This is a genomic window from Fructilactobacillus sp. YLN 2412 (assembly GCF_059488745.1).
Genome location: NZ_CM183165.1, coordinates 580371 through 601689, shown reverse-complemented (window position 1 = coordinate 601689; position 21319 = coordinate 580371). Strand labels below are relative to the sequence as shown.

Sequence of the window (21319 nt, the reverse complement as noted above, 5' to 3'; positions counted from 1 at the left end):
TCACTCTCCTTATTTATTTAATTCATTTATCTTCCTCGCAAAACCATTATCTGTAATTCCAACGATTGTTCGACTTTGTCCGATTGCATCACTTAAGTCGTTTTTAGTTATTTCATTATTAAATGGAACATGATAAAAATTACTTTTATTCAAAAATCTTTTAGCACTGGATGTCCCAGCATCATTAGCAATAAAGAGAAATTTAACTTTATTCTTTTTAATGTTGTTCAGTACAATATCTTCTCCAGATACTATCTTACCAGCTCGACGTGCAATTCCCAAAAGATTTAACATTTGACTATAATTTGTCATTTTTCTTCAGTTCTTGACGAGCCTGAACATGGTCTACATATTCAATTAACTCATCATAAAATTCATTAGATAATTCTACATCAAAAACTTGATCTAAAAGATGTTGATCACGCGCTTGTTTTACAGCATCAACTTCAACACGCACATAGGCACCCCGGCCTGATTTTTTCCCAGTGGGATCCAGGAATACATTTAAATCCTTATCCCGAACAATTCTAACCAATTCACGTTTGGGATACATTTCTCCTGAAATAACATCTTTACGCATGGGAATTTTTCTTTTTTTCATAATTAATCCCTCTTTAGAAATTAATCGTCACTTTTAACGATTTCATCATTGTCTGTATTCAACTGATCATCAGAATTTGGTTGACTTTTATCATCTTGATCACTGTTCATTTCTGATTCAGATTTAATGTCAATTCTGTATCCAGTCAAACGAGCTGCTAATCTTGCATTTTGCCCGCGTTTTCCAATTGCAAGAGAGAGTTGATCATCGGGGACTACAATTGTACATGCTTTATCTTCACCATCTTTAAAAATAACATCAATTACATCGGCTGGATTTAAAGCATTGGCGATATACTCGGCTGGATTTTCTTTCCATTGAACAATATCCATGTTTTCACCATCTAGTTCATTTACGATATCTTGAACTCGCTGTCCTCTAGGTCCAACGGTAGTTCCAACTGGATCAATATTAGAATCGTTTGACTTAACTGCTACTTTAGAACGATCCCCAGCTTCCCGTGCAATTGAAACAATTTCAACAATCCCATCATAAACCTCAGGAACTTCTTGCTCAAATAAGCGTTTTAATAATCCAGGAGCTGTTCTACTAACAAAAACTTGTGGTCCCTTAGCAGCATCATCAACATTTGTTACATAAACTTTAATCTTATCTTGAGGACGATAATTTTCATTTGGCATTTGCTCATTTTGTGGCATAACTGCTTCTACACCATCCAAATTCAAATAAACAAATCGATTATCTTGACGTTCTACTTCGGCAGTTACTAACTCATCTTGATATTTACTATATTTGTTATAAACCGTTTCACGTTCTGCTTCTCGAACTCGTTGCATGATAACTTGTTTAGCAGTTTGTGCAGCAATGCGCCCAAAATTTTTAGGTGTTACTTTAAATTTAATTTCATCACCTAGTTCATATCCACGATTAATTTGTAATGCTTCTTCTAAACTAACTTCTAAACGTGAATCAACAACTTCTTCAACAACCTTTTTAACTGCATAAACATTCATATTGCCGTTTTTTTCGTCAAATTCCACTTCAACATTCTGTGCTTGATCATAATTACGTTTATAAGCTGAAACTAATGCTGCTTCTAAAGCGTCAATAACAACCTCTTTTTTAACACCTTTTTCTTGTTCTAACGCATCTAACGCTGTAACTAACTCTTTACTCATTCTTTGTTCTCCTAATTAAAATTCAATTGCCAATCGTGCTTTGGAAATTAACTTTCTTGGAATCACAACATTTTTACGTGCAGTTTTAACTTTAACTGTCAAAGTTAAATCATTTTCAGTAACTTTAGTTAGAGTTCCTTCGAATACTTTCTTACCATTTAATTTTTGGTATAAAGAAACATTAATATATTTGTCAATTGCATTTTGATAATCTTGTTCTTTAAGTAGCGGACGTTCAGCTCCCGGAGAAGATACCTCTAAAAAATAAGGTTCTACAAAAGGATCTGGATTTAGTTCATCTAATTTTTCACTTAATTGATCGCTCACTGTCACACAATCATCAAGTGTAACTCCATCATCTTTATCAATGTAAACTCGCAGGTACCAGCTCCCGCCTTCTTGCACAAATTCAACATTGTATAAATAAAAATTATTTTCATTTAAAATCGGATTAACCGTGTCAGTAACTCTGTCAATAATTTCGCTTACTTCGCTCAACTATTTACCTCCTAAAAGTTTCTAATAAAAAGAGCGAGCATCTCTGCTCACTCCTAAAAGAGTTTTAATCACTAAGTTAAATATAACATAATACTATTGTTTCTTCAATGTAACTACATATCAAACAAACTAAGTTGATTTTCATCAGGTAATCCGTTTAAAACTCCATTTTTGGTCATATATTCTATTACCGTCTTTGAAACACTTCCACGCTTAGCTAGGTCTTCTTTTGAAATAAATGGTTTATCTTCACGAGCTGCTACAATTTGCTTAGCCACATTTAAGCCTAATCCTGGAACCGAACTGAATGGAGCAATTAATTTTTTACCATCCATAAGCCATTCCGAAGCATCCGAACGTTGTAAATCAATCATTTCAAATTCAAAACCACGTTCTAACATTTCATTAGCAATTTGCATTACCGTCAATAGATTTTTTTCTTTAGTTGATGCTTCAGTTCCTTTACCATTAATTTCATTAATTACGTTTTTTACTGCATCTTTACCATGAGACATTGCCTCAACATCAAAATCATCTGCACGAACCGAGAAATATGCCGCATAGTATACCAGTGGAAAATAAACTTTAAAATAAGCGATTCGTAATGCCATCAACACATAAGCAGTAGCATGGGCTCTTGGAAACATATATTTAATTTTAAGACAAGAATCAATATACCACTCAGGAACATTTGCATCACGCATCGTTTGTTGCCATTCATCTTTGATTCCTTTACCCTTACGAACTTTTTCCATAATTTGAAAAGAAGTTTCAGAATCGACACCATAATTAATTAAATCGGTCATGATATTATCACGACAACCAATTACGTTAGAAATTGTTGCTGTTCCATCCTTAATCAATTCATCTGCATTACCTAACCAAACATCAGTCCCATGAGATAAACCGGAAATTTGAAGTAAATCAGAAAAGTTTTGGGGATGTGTTTCTTCTAACATACCACGCACAAAACTAGTTCCAAATTCAGGAATTCCAAGAGTTCCAGTCTTAGAAAAAATTTGATCTGAAGTTACTCCTAAAATCTCAGGACCACTAAAAATTGACATAACTCCTTCATCATTCATTGGAATTGTATATGGATCAATTCCAGACAAATCTTGTAACATTCGAATCATGGTTGGATCATCATGTCCTAAAATATCTAACTTTAAAATATTATCGTGAATTGAATGAAAATCAAAATGGGTCGTTTTCCAAGCGGCACTTTGATCTTCGGCTGGATATTGAATCGGAGTGAAATCATAAATATCCATGTAATCAGGTACTACGATTATCCCGGCTGGATGTTGTCCAGTTGTTCTTTTAACTCCAGTAGCTCCTTTAGAAAGTCGATCAATTTCAGCATTTCTAAAGTTTTTACCAGTATCTCGCTCATAAGCTTTTACATAACCATAAGCCGTTTTATCAGCAACTGTTCCAATAGTACCGGCTCTAAATACATTATTTTCACCAAATAATACTTTAGTATAATTATGAGCAATTGATTGATAATCTCCAGAAAAATTCAAATCAATATCAGGTACCTTATTTCCTTTAAATCCTAAAAAAGTTTCGAAGGGAATATTATGCCCATCTCCCACCATTATCGTGCCACATTTTGGACATTTCTTTTGGGGTAAATCAAAACCCGAACTATATTCACCCTTAGTAAAAAACTCCGAATATTGACAATTAGGACACCGATAATGCGGTGGTAGCGGATTAACTTCTGTGATTCCTGTCATAGTTGCTACTAAACTAGATCCAACTGATCCACGCGAACCAACTAAATATCCATCTTTATTACTTTTCGAAACTAATCGTTGTGAAATTAAATAAATAACTGAGAATCCATTTCCAATAATACTTTTTAACTCTCGATCTAATCGATCTTGGACTATTTTAGGCAATTCATCTCCATATAAACGATGCGCCGTATTTAAGGTTCTTTGCTTAATTTCATCCTCTGCACCCTCCATTTTAGGAGTATATAATTTATCTTTTAGAGGATGAATATCTTCAATTTTATCAGCAATCTGATTCGGATTATCAACTACTATTTGCTCTGCTTTTTCATCACCCAAAAACTTAAAATCTTCTAGCATCTCGTCTGTAGTTCTAAAATGCAATTTGGGTAATTCAGTTCTATTTAATGGATTTGCTCCACCCTGAGAATTAATTAAAATTTTGCGATAAATATAATCGTGAGGATCAAGATAATGAGCATCTCCCGTTGCTACAAGTGGAATTTTAGTTTCATCAGCAACTTCTGACATATTTTTAATAATATCTTGGAGTTTACCACGATCACTAATTAACCCACTATCAAGCAAAGGCTGATAAGCTGCTTGTGGTTGAACTTCTAAATAATCATAAAACTTAGCTTTATCCAATGCCTCTTGCTTTCCCTTTTGCATCATTGCTGTAAACACTTCGCCACTAGAACAGGCAGATCCAACTAAAATTCCTTCTCGATATTTTTCTATTTCACTCCTAGGAATACGGGGAACTCGATAAAAATATTTGATGTGTGCTAAAGAGACTAATTTAAATAAATTTTTTAAGCCAGCTTGAGTTTGTGCCATTAAAATCGCATGAAATGGTCGAGCATGTTTATAAGCATTATTTTCAGTCATATGATCATTTAACTGGTCATGAAATTGAATATTATATTCTTTTTCGGCATCTTTTAAAAAAAGATAATTTAAGTGACCTGTTGTTTCAGCATCATAAATTGCACGGTGATGATGTTCCAAAACTACATCAAATTTCTTTGCTAACGTGTTAAGACGATAACTTTTGTAATTTGGATATAAAAAACGAGCTAATGTTAATGTATCAATGATTGGATTATTAATCTTAGACATTCCGTGACGTTCGTAACCAGTATTCATAAATCCCACATCAAATGTTACATTATGCCCGACCACGATTGAATCATCACAGAATTCCTTGAAAAGTTTAAAAACTTCTTCTTCTGATTTTGATCCTGCAACCATATCATCAGTAATTGAAGTCAAATTAGTAGTTTGCTCAGACAAATGAAAACCTGGGTCAATAAACTCTTCAAATTCTTCAATAACATTATTTCCCTGTATTTTAACTGCCGATAATTCAATTACACGGTCATAAATTGCTGAAAGCCCCGTAGTTTCAGTATCAAATACAACATAAGTAGCATCTTTTAAGGGAACATGTTTGTCATTAAATGCAATTGGTTCTCCATCATCGACCACATTAGCTTCCATTCCATATAACATCTTAATATTATTTTTTTCAGCAGCATTATAGGCATCTGGAAAAGCTTGAACATCATCATGATCAGTAATTGCAATGGCTTTTTGTCCCCAATCTGAAGCTCTTGAAACAAAATCAGAAATAGAATTAGTTGCATCCATTTGACTCATGTTTGAATGTAAATGTAACTCAACTCTTTTTTGGTCACCTGGGGCGGTATCTTGACGTTCCGCATGTGAGATTGGATTAATATCATAAGCATTCATAACCAATTCGTGCGAATAATTATCCTCTTGAATACTTCCTCGAACTTTAACCCAACTACCCTCTTGTAAACCAGCAAATTGAGTCGCTTCATCATCGTTTTTAGAAAATTTCTTAATAGTAAGCGAAGATGTATAATCAGTTACTTTTAAAATTAATAACTGACGTCCAGATCGCAGAGCTCGGATTTCTTTATCAAAAACATAACCATTGACAACGACTGAACGTTCCTCTTCAGTTATATTCTCCATTTGAGTTACATCTACATTATCAGCAATTTTACGCCCAATCATCGCATTTTCAGTACTTTTAATTGATGACTTTTGTAAATTAGCTTTATTCATAGAATCTCGAGCTTGTTTAGCTAATTTTTCATCACGTTCTTTTTTTTCTGCTTTTAAATGTTGAATTTGAGCCTGTGATTCAGTCTCATCAACCATGGTATGAATAGAAAAATTAGGGAATCCTACTTTTTGATATGTTTCTTCAATTGGTCCTAAAGCCTTGTTTGTCATAAAATCTTTGACTAAATCATTAATGGCTAAAAAAGTTACTCGTCCATCTTCTAATTTTGGAACATTATTATTACATAATTCATAAACTAAATTTGATTGAAGCCCTGAATTTTTAACAACCCATTTCCAATAATCACCTAGTTCCCGATTACTTAACTCAGTCTGTTGTGACTTAATAAAAAAGTCTATATTTGCAATTTGGCTAAAGGAAGCTCTCAATTTACTAATAAAATCTACAAAAATAGTATATGGTAAAACTTTTGGAAATGAAAAATGGAATTCCCATTTATTTGATTTTTGATGAACCTTAACCTCATCTATTTGAGCATTTTGATACGCTATTCGCTGATTTTTATCAATTTGAATCTGATCTAACAATTTATCAAATTGTTCTTTCTTATTTAAGGACACTTTAAACTCCTCTCTTGTCTAACAAAAAAGACCAGTTAATGCTGGTCTTAATGCTATATTTCTTTTGATAAAATATGAATTGTATTCTTTAAATCATCAACTCTAGTTTCAACTGTTTCACCAGTTTTTCTAATTTTGACCTCTACAATTCCTTCATCAGCTTTTTTACCAACCGTAATTCGAATTGGAATTCCAATCAAATCAGAATCAGCAAATTTAACACCGGCTCGTTCTTTTCGATCATCAATTAGAACTTGGAAACCTGCATTTTCAAGACCATCATTAATTTTTTGGGCAAGTTCAGACTGCGATTCTTTTTTCAAGTTAGTTGGAATAATATGAACATCAAACGGTGCGATGGATTTAGGCCACACCAATCCGCTACTATCAGCTTGTTGTTCTGAAATTGCTGATAGTAATCTACTTATACCAATCCCATAGCATCCCATAATAACAGGCTGCCGACGACCATTTTCATCTAAAATATCTGCGCCAAGCACTTTAGAATAACGAGTCCCTAATTTAAAAATATGACCAACTTCAATACCTTTAGTAAATTGGAGTACACCACTTCCATCAGGGGAAATATCTCCTTCTTTAACAGTTCTAAAATCTCCGTAATGGACGTTTTGTAAATCACGTTCAGGATTAACCCCATTATAATGTTTATCATTTTCGTTTGAACCTGCAACTCCATTTACAACACTTTTTACATACTCATCTGCAACGATAGAAATCTCTTCATTAACATTAAAAGGTCCAACAGAGCCTGGTTTAACGCCTAAATAATCTTCAATCTGTGCTAATGTACCAAGTTCAACATTCTCAGCATTAAAAAAATGTTTGATTTTAGCAATATTAGCTTCTTGATCACCACGTAATAATACTAATACTGGCTTTTCATCAACTATATAAAGTAAACTTTTAATAATTTGTTTTGAATCAATATCAAAAAATTTTGCAACTTGTTTAATATTTTTAATATCTGGTGTATCTACTAATTCCAAATCATTTAATTCACTATGTGATTTTTTGTTAACAAACATATCTGTAGCCATTTCTAAGTTAGCAGCATAATCACTATCATCTGAATATACAATTGTATCTTCTCCGACAGCTGCTGGTGCAGAAAATTCCATAGAATCTGAACCACCCATGCTTCCGCTATCTCCAATGATGCCACGATAACTCAAACCAATCTGATTAAAAATATTCTCAAAAGTAGTTCGCATTTTTTTGTATACTTCATCTAAATCATCATCATTGGCTGAAAATGAATATGCATCTAACATTAGAAATTCACGACTTCTCAAAAGACCATAACGAGGACGATCTTCATCTCGATACTTAGATTGGATTTGATAGATGTTTAATGGAAGTTTTTTATAAGAATTAACTGTCCCTTTAATTAATTCGGTAACAGTTTCTTCATGAGTTGGTCCTAAAATAAAATCCGTATCATGACGATTTTTTAATTTAAATAATTCTGGACCATAAGAATCATATCGTCCGGACTCTTTCCAAAAACTAGCAGGAATAATGGCAGGTAACAACATTTCATTAGCTCCCGTCTTATTCATTTCACTTTGAATAATTTTTTCTATCTTTTCTAAAACTCGATAAGCTAAAGGCAGATATGCATAAGTTCCCGCTGAAACCTGACGAATATAGCCAGCTCTAATTAACATTTTATGACTAATTGCTTCTGCCCCAGTTGGATCTTGTTTTTGTGTTGGAATCAACATTTCTGATTGTTTCATTTTACCGCTCCTACCTTATTAATGCACAAAATATCGCATAATATCATTCCAAGTTACTAAAATCATTAAAATAACTAAAAATCCAAAACCTATTAAAGTAATAACTGTTTCTGTTTTTTCTGAAATGGGTTTTCCTCTAATTGCTTGAATAACATTTAAAAGAATTTTACCCCCATCTAAAGCTGGAATAGGAATTAAATTTACCACTGCTAAATTAATTGACAGCCAAGCTAATAATGCAACTACTCCTGTAACTCCATAGGAAGTAGCTTGTGAAGTACTAGCATAGATTGCTACTGGACCACCAAGATCATTTAAGGAAAAATGTCCGGAAACCATCGACCACAATGCACCAGCCAACTGAACTGTCGTTGACCAAGTTTTAGTAAAACCAGATGTGATTTTAGCTTCAAAGCTATCGTTAGTGGTAGCTGTGATGCCAATTATGCCAATTTTTTTCTTTTGTACTTGTTGGGAATCTGTTTTCAAAGTAATATTTTTATTTTTTTTGTCACGTAAAACTTTTAATTTTATCTTTTGATTTGGCTTTTTTTCTACTTGCTCTCCGATGGACTGAAATGTCTTAGTTTTATGCCCATCAACTGCGATAATTCGATCTCCTGATTTAATTCCTGCATCTTTTGCTACACTAGGATGATTATTAGGAATATTAACTTGATTAGAATTATTTGATACCCCACCTTGCATAAAAGCCAATACCGTAAATGCAATAATCGCCAAAATCACATTATTAACAATTCCAGCTGCATTGACCATGATTTGCTTAGATACTGGTGCATTTTGAAATTGAACATCTGCTGGTGCAATTTGAACTTCAATTCCATCCCTTTTGATAATTAAAGCGTCATGATCAACTGAAAATCTCTTTTTTTCTTTTTCATCACCATTTTCAAATCCTTCAATCCAAAGTCCATTTACCAAATCGGCATCAGAAACTTGAAATGGTATACCTTTAAACATTTGATTTTTATTACTTAAATCAATTTTGGTAACTAAATCATTATCATTAGTTTGTAATTTTACTGGAGTTCCAGGTTGAATTTTGTCATCTTCGTCATCGACACTTCCAGCAAGTCGGACGTACCCACCAAGGGGAAGCATTCGAATTGTATAAGTGGTGTGATTACGACGATAATAAAATAATTTTGGCCCCATCCCAATTGAAAATTCACGGACCATAATTCCACATTTTTTAGCTACAATAAAATGACCAAACTCGTGTACAAAAACTAAAATTCCAAAAACAATGATAAAACTAACTATAGTTGTTATCAAATCATCACAAACCTTTCAATTATACAATTCCAAATAAATGAAGCAATGGAAGTACAAATAACAAACTATCAAAACGATCTAAAATTCCACCATGACCAGGTAAAATTTTTCCAGAATCTTTAACACCATAAAAACGTTTTAAAGCTGACTCAACTAAATCACCAAGTTGTCCAAACGTTGATAAAATAATAGTAATAAAAAACATTGCTAAAGTACTAAAACCTTCTATTGGGAAAAAGAAAACAAAAATTGTACATACAATCGTTGCAATAAGAGTTCCACCAATGGAACCTTCCCAAGTTTTATTAGGAGAAATATGTTTAGCTAGTTTATTTTTACCAAAATATTTACCAATAAAATAAGCGCCTGAATCAGTACACCATACAATAAACAAAGCATATAACAGGGTTGTTAAACTATCTTGTCTAGCAATAATAAAGTAATGAAACCCAAAACCAATATATAACATTGCCATTGTATAAACTCCGGCGTCATCGAAATTAAATTTATTTTTTGAAAATACCGTTGCTAACAATAACAACATAATTAAAATATAAAACAAAAAAGAGGGACTTAGATAACTTGGCAACAAACCAGAAAAATTTGCTGGAATAATCAATGAAGTTACTCCTATAAAAGCAATCAATGCTTCTACAGAAATAATCATTCTCTTTTTCATAATGAAAATTTCAGCCATTGCAATTAATCCCAAGACAACTGCAGCTGTATCAATCCAAATACCTCCGGCTAAAATAATTGGAATAAAAATTATCAGTGCAATGACTGCCGTTAAAATTCGTTGTTTCATAATTATAAAGCTCCTATTTATTATTTAACCCGCCAAAACGACGATGCCTTTGTTGAAATTCAATAATAGTTTGTTCAAAATCAGACGGCTTATAATCCGGCCATAACTTATCAACAAAAATTAATTCACTATATGCAATCTGCCACAGCAAAAAATTAGAAATTCTTTCTTCACCACTAGTTCTAATTAGTAAATCTGGTTCAGCCCATTTACCCAAAAATGATGTAGACAAATTATCAGAAAATAAGTTGGAATCAATTTGGTCTGCATTTAATTCTCCATTTTCAACTTTTTTTGCCAAAAACTTAGTAGTATCGATAATCTCATCTCGACTACCATAATTTAATGCAAAATTTAAAATCATACCAGTGTTATCTTTAGTATCTGCTTTAGCGTCTGCTACAGCTTTTTTAGTTTTAGATGGAAGTTTAGATATATCGCCAATCGTCATAACCTTAACATTATTTTTAATTAACTTAGGAATGAATCGATTAAAAAAAGTGGTAGGTAAGCTCATGATGTATTTAACTTCATTAGAAGGACGTTTCCAATTTTCAGTTGAAAAAGCATAAAGCGTCAAAACTTTAATTCCCATATCACTTGCAGTGGTAGTGATATCTTCAACGACATTCATCCCTTTTTTATGACCAGCAATTCTCGGGAGATGACGTTTTTGTGCCCATCTGCCATTACCATCCATAATGATTGCTACATGATTGGGGATTCTATTTTTATCTAATTGAATGTCACTCATTAATACACCCCATTTTTAAAGTAAATAAAGGATGAGAACACTCATCCTTTACTTGATTAATCTCCATTCGCCACGATTAGCATTCGCCAACGTGTTGAAATATTTTAGGATTTTGTTTGCAATTGCAGGGCTATGAACTCCTAACAAATTTAATCCTTTACCAGTGGTAATGGGTTCTGCTAAATCAGTAACATCAGTCCCATTTTCCATGGTTGCTTCAGAAAATGAAATAACCCAATCTTTGGCAATTAACTGAGATGCCATAAAAAACAAATTAAAATCATCCGAAATATAAGCAGGCATGACATAAATTCCTTGTTGGATCTCATGTAGTTGCTCTTTACCAAAATTAAATGTGGCAACATTTTCAGCATTAACTGACTCATTGAGTTTAAACACCATTTTATCAAACTCTAACGTCCCAGGTGTTATTTCATGTTCCTTTTCTTGTTTATTAGACATGCTAACACTTCCTAAAAAATTAGTTTTTCATAAGCGCTTCTTGTTTTTCTTTTACAATTTTATCAATTCCACTAATAGCACTGTTAGTCAGCTTTTGAATCTGATTTTCCAACTCATGAGCTTCATCATCGTTAATATCATCATTTTTATTGTCACGTTTAACAATATCCATACTGTCTCTTCTGACGTTTCTAATTGCTACTTTACTTTGCTCCCCAATTGCTTTAGCTTTTTTTGCAATTTCTTTCCGTCGTTCTTCAGTTAATTGGGGAATTTCAATGCGAATGTTATCACCATCGTTCATTGGATTTAGACCTAAATCGGCTTCTAAAATCCCTCGTTCAATATCTTTTAAAGAACTCTTGTCATATGGGGTAATCATCATTATACGAGGTTCTGGAATTGAAATTGATGCTACCTGATTTAGTGGAGTCTGAGTACCATAATATTCAACACTAACCGGTTTTAAAATACTAGCATTTGCTCTTCCAGCTCTCATTTGGCCTAAATCATTTTCCAAAACACTTTGAGCTTTATCCATTTTGTGTTGCGTTTCTTTAATAAGTTCTTTTGAATTTGTCATTTTTATTTTCCCTCCACAATAGTTCCAATATTTTGACCTTCAACAACTTTTTTAATATTTCCAGGTTTATTTAAATTAAAAACTACTAAAGGAATATTATTATCCATTGATAAAGAACTAGCAGTAGAATCCATAACATGCAATCCTTTATTAAGAATATCCATTTGAGTCAATTTATTGTATTTAACCGCATCAGGGTTAGTTTTAGGATCATCTGAATAAATTCCATCCACACCATTTTTAGCCATTAAAATTGCATCGGCATCAATCTCAGCAGCACGTAAAACAGCTGTGGTATCAGTAGAAAAGTATGGGTTTCCAGTTCCACCGGCAAAAATTACAATCCGACCCTTTTCAAGGTGACGAACTGCTTTTCGTCTAATGTATGGCTCTGCAATTTGTCGCATTTCAATGGATGTTTGCAATCTGGTTGGTACTCCAGCAGATTCTAGATTATCTTGTAAAGCTAATCCATTCATAATAGTAGAAAGCATTCCAATATAATCAGCTTGGGCTCGTTCCATGCCCATTTCTGCACCTGCTTCTCCTCGCCACATGTTTCCACCACCAACCACAATGGCAATTTGAATTCCTTGGTTATAAACATCCCTTATTTCATCAGCCATTTTTTTGATTACAGGTGGATTAATTCCAAATCCTTTATCTCCGGCAAGTGCTTCACCACTAACTTTTAATACAACCCGTTTATACTTTAAATCAGACATTAAATTTCCCCCTGAAATTGTTTAATTATTATATTAATTTTAGCATAAACCATTTCATAACAACAGTTTACAATTACCCGACAAAAAAAGACTAGCATAGCTAGTCTTTTTACTTATTTTGTTTCGGATTCGGTTACTTCCTCAACACCTTCACCAACTTGATATCTTACAAAGGCATCTAATTGACCACCTTCAGATTTAACAAATTGAGAAACAGATTGATCTGGATCTTTCACAAAAGATTGATCTTCCAAACAAATTCCAGCAAGAAACTTGTTTAAACGTCCAGCAACCATCTTTTCAACAATGTTTTCAGGTTTCCCTTCATTAAGGGCTTCTTTGGTAAGATTTTCTTTTTCTTGAGCAAGTCTTTCAGGCGCAATATCATCTTTTGACAAGAACTCTGGATTTTCAGCTGCTACATGCATGGCAATATCTTTGGCAACATTTTCATTAGCACCAGTAATTTTTACTAATACACCGATTTGACCACCATTGTGTAAATATGCACCAAAATTCTGTTCATCAGTTTTATTCATTACAACAAAACGGCGAAGAGTAATTTTTTCACCAGTAATTTGACTCGTGTGGATAATTGCATCTTGAATGGTCCCATCTCGTAACGGCAATTCAAGAGCTGCTTCAACACTATCTGGCTGTTCTAAAGCAATTTGGTCAGCTACTTCGTCAATCAAATCTTTGAAATCATCATTGGCAGCCACAAAATCTGTTTCAGAATTAATTTCAACAATTGCTGCTTTATTATCATGGATAGCAACTCGAGTTAATCCATCAGCAGCTGTATTTCCACTCTTCTTTTGTGCTTTAGCAATTCCCTTTTCTCTTAAAACTTCAATTGCTTTCTTTTCATCACCATCTGCTTCAACCAATGCTTTCTTTGCATCCATCATTCCAGCACTAGTTTTATCACGCAAACTCTTAACTTGTTGGGCAGTAATTTTAGCCATAATTCAAGTTCTCCTTTAAATTTTTATTAAAAAGGCCGACCCTGATAGGCCGAATTGGTCTAAAAAAGTCAGCCAGATAATTTTTTTATTTATCTTCTTTTTCTGAAGCTTTTTCGTCATCTTTTTTTTCAAAAGTGTCTTCATTAACTTCATCTTCACCTTGACGACCCTCAATAATAGCGTCGGCCATAGTTGAAGTGATTAATCTAATAGCACGAATAGCATCATCATTAGATGGAATAATGTAATCAATTCCATCAGGATCTGTATTAGTATCAACCATTGCAATAACTGGGATGTTTAATTTTTGAGCTTCTTTAAGAGCAATCTGTTCTTTATGAGGATCAACAATAAACATAACGTCAGGAATCTTAGGCATATCTTCAATACCACCCAAGAATCTTTCAAGTTTCTCAGTTTGTTTAGTTAATAATGAAGCTTCTTTTTTAGGTAATCTTTCAAATGTACCGTCATTAGCCATTTTTTTAAGATCTTTTAGATACTTGATACGTTTTTGAATGGTATTCCAGTTTGTAAGAGTTCCACCTAACCAACGATGGTTAACATAAAATGCACCAGAACGTTTGGCTTCTTCTTCAATTGAATCTTGTGCTTGTTTTTTAGTTCCTACGAATAGAACTACAGCATCATCTGCAGCTTCGCCTTTTAAAAAGTTGTAAGCTACACCTAATAATTTAACAGTCTTTTGTAAGTCAATGATGTAAATACCATTACGTTCAGTAAAAATGTATTTAGCCATCTTAGGGTTCCAACGACGTGTTTGATGTCCAAAATGAACACCTGCTTCTAATAATTGTTTCATTGTTACTACAGCCATAATAATCCTCCAAAATATAGTTTTTCCTCCCCAGAATTATACACAGAACTCAAAGAGCACTACTATGCAAAACATTCCAGGTGCGTATTGGTAATTAATACCGAAATTAATTATACAAGAAAATAAATAAAAAAACAAATTAATTTTAAATCTTTATATGAACTTCAGTCTAACTAAAAAAATTCCTATCAATTATAATAAAAAATTGATTTTTTTACTCCATGTGAAATTAAAAATTGTTCTTTTTTTCTTCGTGATTGATGTTTAAATTTATATTCGGATTTCAAAGCTTCACTTTTAGAAGTAAATTTTTCTGAATAAATTAACTTTACAGGAAGATGACTCTTGGTATATTTAGCTCCTTTACCAATTTGATGTTGATAAACTCGGCGAGCTACATCCGTAGTATATCCTCCATAAAATGATCCATCGCCACATAACAAAATATAAATATAATAATTATTATTTTCCATATAAAACTGCCTTTATAGATTCTGAATAATCATTGCCATCATAAATAAACATTGGTGATTCAACATTTAATCCAGCTGTTTTACCATCTTTAATAGCTGAAATTAATACCATGTTTGCATTGCGTCCCTTTTTAGGATAAACAAACTGAACTTTTTTAGGCGCCAAACGATGAGCTTTCATTTTTTCAAAAATCTCAATTAATCGATCAGGTCGATGGACCATAAACATTTTACCGTTTGTTTTTAATAATTGACTTGAAACCTCAATTACTTCATTCAAGTTTGTTTTAATTTCATGTCGTGCTATTGCCAAATAAGGATTAGGATTTTTTTTACTACTAGGCTGGTCACTAAAATATGGGGGGTTTACCAATACATCATCAAATGATTCTTTTTCAAACAATGTAGCACTATTTTTTAAATCAGTATTATAGACACTTATTTGTTTTTCAAGATTATTTAGATAAACGCTTCTTTCTGCCATATTACACAATCGCGACTGTATTTCAACTTCAAATATTTTCCCATTTGTTTTATTACTGACAAATAAACCAACAGCTCCATTTCCAGCACAAAGATCAATGATTTTAGCATGACAACTTTTTTTTATATTGGCAAAATTTGCTAACAACACTGCGTCGATTGAAAAAGAAAAGACTTCAGAACTTTGAATAATTTTAATATTGTTACTATACAATTGATCAACTCGTTCATCATTTTTTAGGTTAACGTTTCCCACTCTTTCTCCCTTTCCTAAACCATAAGCTTAATAATGCTATAATATTGATTGTACAACTCAAAAAGGAGGATGAAAAGATTGTTTTATTCATTTGTATTTTCATTTGCAAAATGTGTTATCTGGATTTTTAACGGACGTATCAAGGTAACAAATAAAAACAAAATTCCAAAAGGAAACTATGTTTTAATTGCACCTCATAGAACTTGGTTTGATATGATGTATTTTGGAGTGGTTTTATTGCCAAAACAATTTTATTTTTTAGCAAAAAAGGAATTATTCAAAAATCCAATTCTAGCATGGTGTTTGAAAAAATGTAACGTTGAACCAGTTGATCGCAATAATCCTGGAATTGCAGTAGTCAAAAATCCAATCAAAGTTTTAAGAAAAACTAATTTATCGGTTATGGTATTTCCATCTGGAACTAGACATTCAACCAAATTAAAGGGTGGAGCTGCGATGATTGCTAAAATGGCTGACGTTCCTTTACTTCCGGTTGTTTACCAAGGCCCATTAACAATCAAAGAATTACTTTGCCGTAAGAAAGCTTATATTAATTTTGGCAATCCAATCTACATTAACAAAAACGAAAAATTAAATGATGAGTCTCAAGCTAAAATTGAAGAAAAAATGAAAAATGCTTTTAAAAAATTAGACAACGAAATTAATCCAAATTACGTATATATTGATGAGTCGAAAAAAAGATAGTTTGCAAGTAAAAAAACCGTCCGATTAGAAAATAATCGGACGGTTTTTTACAATAATCTTATGATTGTTTGGCATTTCTCTTCATTGAAGTCATCATTTGATTTAATTTCTTTTTAGAAGGTTTTTGTCCCATCTGTAACATCATTGCTTTGATTTGTTCTTCATTAATTGGTGGATTCTCTTTCAAGTATTTTTCCATATACTTACGAGCGCCAAAAAATCCAACTGCTGCTCCACCCACTAAAGCTAATACTATCAATAATATCCATAACCAAGTAGCCATTGTTGTACTCCCTCATCTTTATATTAATCATCTCTAAGATTTTTCTTACGTTGCACTTCTTTAACTTCATCAGAGGTAACTTCATTACCATCTTTATCATACATTTTAGTCATTTCTAATTGACTTCTAAAGTTTGATTTAAACCGATCTAAGTATTCTTTCCTTAACTTCTTTTGTTCAACTTTTTCAGCATCGGTCAATCCTTCATTTTTTGACTTTTTCGATAATTCATTAATTCTTGGAATAATTTTTTTTAATTCTTCATCATCTGCCATTATCATCACTCCTTCATTTATTTATTATATTTATAATACCATGTGCACTAATATAAATAAAATTTATTCTATACGAACTAACGTTTGCAAATATTACTATTTATGATACGCTATTGTTACTATAATACTATTTTCGAGGTGTATAAATGTCATCAAAAGAAAACTCTAAACAAGCTGACATTCTCAGATTTATCTATGAAAATGTTAAAAATCATGGTTATCCACCAACTGTTCGAGAAATTGGAAAAAAGGTTGGATTATCATCAACTTCCACTGTACATGGCCATTTATCAAGGCTTGAAAAAAAAGGGTATATCACCAAAGACCCTACTAAACCTAGAGCTTTAGAAATAACCTCAGAAGGAGTTAAATCTTTAGGTCTTCCTTCTGATGCAAATATTAATGAAATACCATTACTTGGTACAGTAGCTGCAGGTGAACCAATTCTTGCAATTCAAGAAGCAACTGACTACTTCCCGATTCCAAATGAGTTACAAAAAGATGCTGATTCACTTTTTATGTTAACAATTAGTGGTGAGAGCATGATTAATATAGGTATTTTAGATGGCGATCAAGTAATTGTAAAAAGACAAAACACTGCTGAAAACGGTGAAATTGTAATTGCCATGAATGTTGATGGCGAGGCAACCTGTAAAAGATTTTACAAAGAAAGTGATCATTTTAGATTGCAACCCGAAAACGATTCTATGTCTCCTATTATTTTAAAAAAATGCATTATTTTAGGAAAAGTAGTTAGTCTATACAGATCTGTCATTAAGTAATTCTTTGTTATAATAGAATATAATGAACAAAAGGAGAATAAGTAATGAAATCAAAAGCATATGAAACGTATAATTTAGAGGAGTTTGAGAAAGCCATTCCCTACAAAATTGGTGATTTAGTAGAGGTTGTTTTCATCAATAATACTGGGTTAGGTGAAAATGAAACTGATTGGTTAAAAGTAATTAGAAAAAACGTTGGAAAGTCAACTTCAATTGATAGTGAATTTGAATTTGGACCAAAATGTGTAAAAGCAGTTAAATCTGATAAAGATTGATTAATTTGTAAATAAATATAAAAAACACTTTTGTAGTAAATTCTTATTAGAATTTATAAACAAAAGTGTTTTTCTATTATAATTAATACTGTCTTTATGAATTTTCATGTGCAATTTTAGCCGATGCTGCTCCAGCAACAGCACCAACAATATCATCAATAAAAGTAGTAACACGAGTTTGTTTATGATCTAATTCTTTCACAATCCCTTGTTTATTAGTGTCAAGACCACAATAATTTGTGATACCGATAGTTCCATAAATATTGGCAATTCCAAGTGCAAGAGTTTCATCAACTCCAAAAACTCCCAAATCATGTTCCACAATACTTTGTAATGGTTCATCTAATTTGTGTTCACTAGCTAATCGATCAATTTCTAAACCAACCATTGCATTATTTAACACTTCTCGTTTGTGCAATACATCCGTTACAATTCGATCAACATATTCCATACTGGGAATTTTAATATAATCTTTTTGTAAATTATAAGTTACCATTGAAATATCTCGAATTGTAACTCCATTTTCATTTAAAGATCTAATCACAAAATCATAAGCTTGTGTATCAGGATATTTATAATCTCTTTTATCTACCATTATCAATCACTCTCCCTTTAAACTATAAACGTAACATCATATTTATTTGGATAATTATCTTCCGTAAAGATTACACTAATTGAAGTCTTAGTTTTAAGGTGTTTTTCAATTACTTCTGGCACAAATGAAGCTGATTTAAAATCTTCCTTAAAATCATCATAAGTTGAAAAATAATCAATTTCTAAATAAGTATCACCACTATTTCCAGATGAATTGATACTATCAATTCGAATTAAACGATTTAATTTCATTTTGTCTAAAATTGGTATTACAAAATCTTTATAAAATTTATTGAGTGATGCAAGTTGGTTTGAAACATCTTTTTCTTCATTTTTCATATCATTAATTGTTTCATACGCTTCATGATCTAAATTTTGCATATTATTAACCAAAAATGATTTATCCCGACTTTTTAAAGCATTTTTAATATCTTCCGTTTCCTGATCTTCGTTTCCATCATTCAAAACACTAGCTAATTGATCAATCGTTTCAACATCATAATCATTTTTTAACTGACGTACGTTTGTAATTTTTTTTAAATATATCTTATTTTCTTGAACCATTTCTGCTTGAACTTTTTGTAATCTATTTTTTAAATTATTATAAAAATTGAACTCTAAAACATCCATCTTTTCCACCCTGTTATAATATTGTAATTAACATCAACATTGTAGCAACTAAATTGTTGGCAAAATGAACCCCTATTGAAACTTCTATTTTATCAGTTTTTAAATAAACATATGCTAAAATCATACCTAAAAAAGCATAAATCATAAAACTAATAATATTACTACTCATATGTCCACACGAAAAAATCAATCCACTAAAAATAATGGGAATCAGTGAGTTAGTTTTTAAAAACAAACCACGAATTAAATAACCACGAAAAACCAATTCTTCTAAAATTGGTGATAAAAATACCATTGAAATACTCATTAAAATTAAAACAGTTGGATTACTTTTTAACATATCAAGAATAGCAGCATTATTCTTAGTTCCAATTTGATGAAAGAAGAATCCATTTAATAATTGCATCACAATTTCAATTACGTAAAAAGTCAACAGTGCAATCACAATTAATTTAAAATCAGTTTTAGTCAGCTTATGCGATTTTTGTCGCCAAACACTCTGATATGCCCAGACTGATAATGAAATTGCAATCACAAATCCAACTATATAGAGAATGACATATAAAAACAACTTAATACCAGTAAAATTTTCAAGCGAAATTAATTGTACCGGTATTTGAACCACTAATACCATGAAAATTAATCCCAATAATATTAAGGTACGTTTTAAATAATCAAAAAAATTTAGCGTTTTTTTCACTTATTTTCCCTCTGTTTGCTTTTCTTTGTTTGCTTTTGTTTTATCATGACGTTGCACCATTACCATCACTATTGGAGTAATTATTAATCTAACTAATACTACACATCCAATTAACATAAACATCATTTTGATGGCATTTTCATTTGAAATCATTATAAAATAGCTAAACAGCATAATTATAATCAAAACAATAATTATTCCAAAAATATAATTTATTTTTTTCATATGTGAAAACTCCAAAACAATTTTAGCTATTCTTAGAATACCACATTTTAAACTATTATTTTAAACTGAATTAATCTCAATTAATAGCAAAATGATATACTAAAACCATTAAACAAAAAAGGAGTTATTTATGGTGATAATTACCGCTGGAATGATTGGGGTTGGTAAAACAACTTTAACTGGAAAAATTGCAAAACATCTCGGGTCTAAACCCTTTTATGAGCCTGTAGGTGACAATCCTGTTTTACCTTTATATTACAAAGACCCTAAACAATATGGATTTTTACTACAGATTTATTTTCTAAATAAACGTTTTTCAATGATTAAAAAAGCATTGCAAGATGATAACAATGTTTTAGATCGTTCTATTTACGAAGATGCTCTTTTTACTAAGGAAAACAATGCTGAAGGAAATATTTCAGACGTTGAACTAGAAGTTTACCTTAAATTACTAGATAACATGATGAAAGAGTTAGACGAGCTTCCTAAAAAACAGCCAGATTTATTAGTTTATGCTGCAACTGATTTTGAAACAATTTTAAAAAGAATTCAAAAGCGTGGCCGTGACTATGAACAATTTGAGGGAAATCCAGAATTAAAAAACTATTACTATAAAATGTGGACAGCTTATCAAAAATGGTATGAAGATTATGATATAAGTCCAAAAATGAAAATTGATTTACAAAAATATGATTTATCTAACGATAAAAACACTGCTATTATTCTTAATCAGATTGATGATAAGTTAGAAACAATTCGATAAAAAAATAAACACCTAA

The 21319-nt window shown here is 31.8% G+C and carries 26 protein-coding genes; 4 read left to right on the top strand and 22 right to left on the bottom strand.

Going from position 1 to position 21319, the window contains the following annotated elements:
* Window positions 1–9: 9 nt before the first annotated feature.
* The 16 genes from AC0GLR_RS02905 to AC0GLR_RS02830 all read right to left on the bottom strand — a co-directional run bounded on the left by AC0GLR_RS02905 (window position 10) and on the right by AC0GLR_RS02830 (window position 16071).
* A complete protein-coding gene (locus AC0GLR_RS02905; RefSeq protein ID WP_495605275.1) occupies window positions 10–312 on the bottom strand; it encodes a L7Ae/L30e/S12e/Gadd45 family ribosomal protein in 303 nt (100 codons plus the stop codon).
* Window positions 299–601 carry an RNase P modulator RnpM gene (rnpM, locus tag AC0GLR_RS02900; protein ID WP_495605274.1) on the bottom strand — a complete coding sequence of 101 codons (303 nt, stop codon included), beginning with the start codon at window positions 599–601 and terminating at the stop codon, window positions 299–301. The genes AC0GLR_RS02905 and rnpM overlap by 14 nt, the downstream gene beginning before the upstream one ends.
* Before the next feature lie 20 nt (window positions 602–621).
* Window positions 622–1740, bottom strand: a complete 1119-nt coding sequence (nusA, locus tag AC0GLR_RS02895; protein WP_495605273.1) for a transcription termination factor NusA — start codon at window positions 1738–1740, stop codon at window positions 622–624.
* Window positions 1741–1755: 15 nt separating this feature from the next.
* Complete coding sequence (gene rimP / locus AC0GLR_RS02890) at window positions 1756–2238, bottom strand: ribosome maturation factor RimP (RefSeq protein WP_495605272.1); 483 nt, start codon at window positions 2236–2238, stop codon at window positions 1756–1758.
* Between the two features lie 113 nt (window positions 2239–2351).
* Window positions 2352–6665 (bottom strand): PolC-type DNA polymerase III, encoded by a 4314-nt coding sequence (locus AC0GLR_RS02885; protein ID WP_495605271.1) that lies wholly within the window; start codon window positions 6663–6665, stop codon window positions 2352–2354.
* Between the two features lie 53 nt (window positions 6666–6718).
* Window positions 6719–8425 carry a proline--tRNA ligase gene (locus AC0GLR_RS02880; protein ID WP_495605270.1) on the bottom strand — a complete coding sequence of 569 codons (1707 nt, stop codon included), beginning with the start codon at window positions 8423–8425 and terminating at the stop codon, window positions 6719–6721.
* A gap of 18 nt (window positions 8426–8443) precedes the next feature.
* A complete protein-coding gene (rseP, locus tag AC0GLR_RS02875) occupies window positions 8444–9721 on the bottom strand; it encodes an RIP metalloprotease RseP (protein ID WP_495605269.1) in 1278 nt (425 codons plus the stop codon).
* A 19-nt stretch (window positions 9722–9740) separates the two neighbouring features.
* Window positions 9741–10529: a phosphatidate cytidylyltransferase gene (locus AC0GLR_RS02870; RefSeq protein WP_495605268.1), complete on the bottom strand. Its 789-nt coding sequence runs from the start codon at window positions 10527–10529 to the stop codon at window positions 9741–9743.
* A gap of 13 nt (window positions 10530–10542) precedes the next feature.
* Window positions 10543–11283, bottom strand: a complete 741-nt coding sequence (gene uppS, locus AC0GLR_RS02865; RefSeq protein ID WP_495605267.1) for an undecaprenyl pyrophosphate synthase — start codon at window positions 11281–11283, stop codon at window positions 10543–10545.
* Window positions 11284–11331: 48 nt separating this feature from the next.
* On the bottom strand, window positions 11332–11745 hold the full coding sequence (locus AC0GLR_RS02860; RefSeq protein ID WP_495605266.1) for a hypothetical protein: 414 nt from the start codon (window positions 11743–11745) through the stop codon (window positions 11332–11334).
* A gap of 19 nt (window positions 11746–11764) precedes the next feature.
* Window positions 11765–12328: a ribosome recycling factor gene (gene frr, locus AC0GLR_RS02855; RefSeq protein ID WP_495605265.1), complete on the bottom strand. Its 564-nt coding sequence runs from the start codon at window positions 12326–12328 to the stop codon at window positions 11765–11767.
* A 2-nt stretch (window positions 12329–12330) separates the two neighbouring features.
* Window positions 12331–13053, bottom strand: coding sequence for a UMP kinase (pyrH, locus tag AC0GLR_RS02850; protein ID WP_495605264.1), 723 nt, complete (start codon window positions 13051–13053; stop codon window positions 12331–12333).
* Between the two features lie 113 nt (window positions 13054–13166).
* Complete coding sequence (gene tsf, locus AC0GLR_RS02845; RefSeq protein ID WP_495605407.1) at window positions 13167–14024, bottom strand: translation elongation factor Ts; 858 nt, start codon at window positions 14022–14024, stop codon at window positions 13167–13169.
* An 82-nt stretch (window positions 14025–14106) separates the two neighbouring features.
* Window positions 14107–14859 (bottom strand): 30S ribosomal protein S2, encoded by a 753-nt coding sequence (gene rpsB, locus AC0GLR_RS02840; protein WP_495605263.1) that lies wholly within the window; start codon window positions 14857–14859, stop codon window positions 14107–14109.
* Window positions 14860–15047: 188 nt separating this feature from the next.
* A complete protein-coding gene (locus AC0GLR_RS02835) occupies window positions 15048–15332 on the bottom strand; it encodes a GIY-YIG nuclease family protein (protein WP_495605262.1) in 285 nt (94 codons plus the stop codon).
* A complete protein-coding gene (locus AC0GLR_RS02830; RefSeq protein WP_495605261.1) occupies window positions 15322–16071 on the bottom strand; it encodes a tRNA1(Val) (adenine(37)-N6)-methyltransferase in 750 nt (249 codons plus the stop codon). Before AC0GLR_RS02830 ends, AC0GLR_RS02835 begins: the two co-directional genes overlap by 11 nt.
* Before the next feature lie 78 nt (window positions 16072–16149).
* On the opposite strand from AC0GLR_RS02830, the gene AC0GLR_RS02825 reads away from it, so the two are divergent.
* Window positions 16150–16776, top strand: coding sequence for a lysophospholipid acyltransferase family protein (locus tag AC0GLR_RS02825; protein WP_495605260.1), 627 nt, complete (start codon window positions 16150–16152; stop codon window positions 16774–16776).
* A gap of 58 nt (window positions 16777–16834) precedes the next feature.
* Here the strand turns inward: AC0GLR_RS02825 and AC0GLR_RS02820 are convergent, their stop codons facing one another.
* Both AC0GLR_RS02820 and AC0GLR_RS02815 read right to left on the bottom strand, forming a co-directional pair.
* Complete coding sequence (locus AC0GLR_RS02820; protein ID WP_495605259.1) at window positions 16835–17059, bottom strand: YneF family protein; 225 nt, start codon at window positions 17057–17059, stop codon at window positions 16835–16837.
* A 23-nt stretch (window positions 17060–17082) separates the two neighbouring features.
* Complete coding sequence (locus tag AC0GLR_RS02815) at window positions 17083–17334, bottom strand: DUF896 domain-containing protein (RefSeq protein ID WP_495605258.1); 252 nt, start codon at window positions 17332–17334, stop codon at window positions 17083–17085.
* Window positions 17335–17480: 146 nt separating this feature from the next.
* Here AC0GLR_RS02815 and lexA point away from each other — a divergent pair, with 146 nt between their 5' ends.
* The gene (gene lexA / locus AC0GLR_RS02810; RefSeq protein WP_495605257.1) at window positions 17481–18116 is read left to right on the top strand and encodes a transcriptional repressor LexA; all 636 of its coding nucleotides are present in this window, start codon (window positions 17481–17483) and stop codon (window positions 18114–18116) included.
* Between the two features lie 44 nt (window positions 18117–18160).
* The gene (locus AC0GLR_RS02805) at window positions 18161–18391 is read left to right on the top strand and encodes a hypothetical protein (RefSeq protein WP_495605256.1); all 231 of its coding nucleotides are present in this window, start codon (window positions 18161–18163) and stop codon (window positions 18389–18391) included.
* 94 nt (window positions 18392–18485) lie between these two features.
* Here AC0GLR_RS02805 and AC0GLR_RS02800 read toward each other — a convergent pair whose 3' ends face one another.
* Genes AC0GLR_RS02800 through AC0GLR_RS02785 form a run of 4 tightly spaced genes read right to left on the bottom strand, consistent with a single transcriptional unit; the run spans window position 18486 to window position 20540 of the window.
* A complete protein-coding gene (locus AC0GLR_RS02800) occupies window positions 18486–18986 on the bottom strand; it encodes a phosphatidylglycerophosphatase A family protein (RefSeq protein WP_495605255.1) in 501 nt (166 codons plus the stop codon).
* 17 nt (window positions 18987–19003) lie between these two features.
* A complete protein-coding gene (locus AC0GLR_RS02795; RefSeq protein ID WP_495605254.1) occupies window positions 19004–19615 on the bottom strand; it encodes a hypothetical protein in 612 nt (203 codons plus the stop codon).
* Window positions 19616–19628: 13 nt separating this feature from the next.
* A complete protein-coding gene (locus tag AC0GLR_RS02790) occupies window positions 19629–20315 on the bottom strand; it encodes a CPBP family intramembrane glutamic endopeptidase (RefSeq protein WP_495605253.1) in 687 nt (228 codons plus the stop codon).
* A complete protein-coding gene (locus tag AC0GLR_RS02785) occupies window positions 20316–20540 on the bottom strand; it encodes a hypothetical protein (RefSeq protein WP_495605252.1) in 225 nt (74 codons plus the stop codon).
* A 130-nt stretch (window positions 20541–20670) separates the two neighbouring features.
* Between AC0GLR_RS02785 and AC0GLR_RS02780 the strand changes: the two genes are divergently transcribed.
* Window positions 20671–21303: a deoxynucleoside kinase gene (locus tag AC0GLR_RS02780; RefSeq protein ID WP_495605251.1), complete on the top strand. Its 633-nt coding sequence runs from the start codon at window positions 20671–20673 to the stop codon at window positions 21301–21303.
* The last annotated feature ends 16 nt before the right edge of the window (window positions 21304–21319 follow it).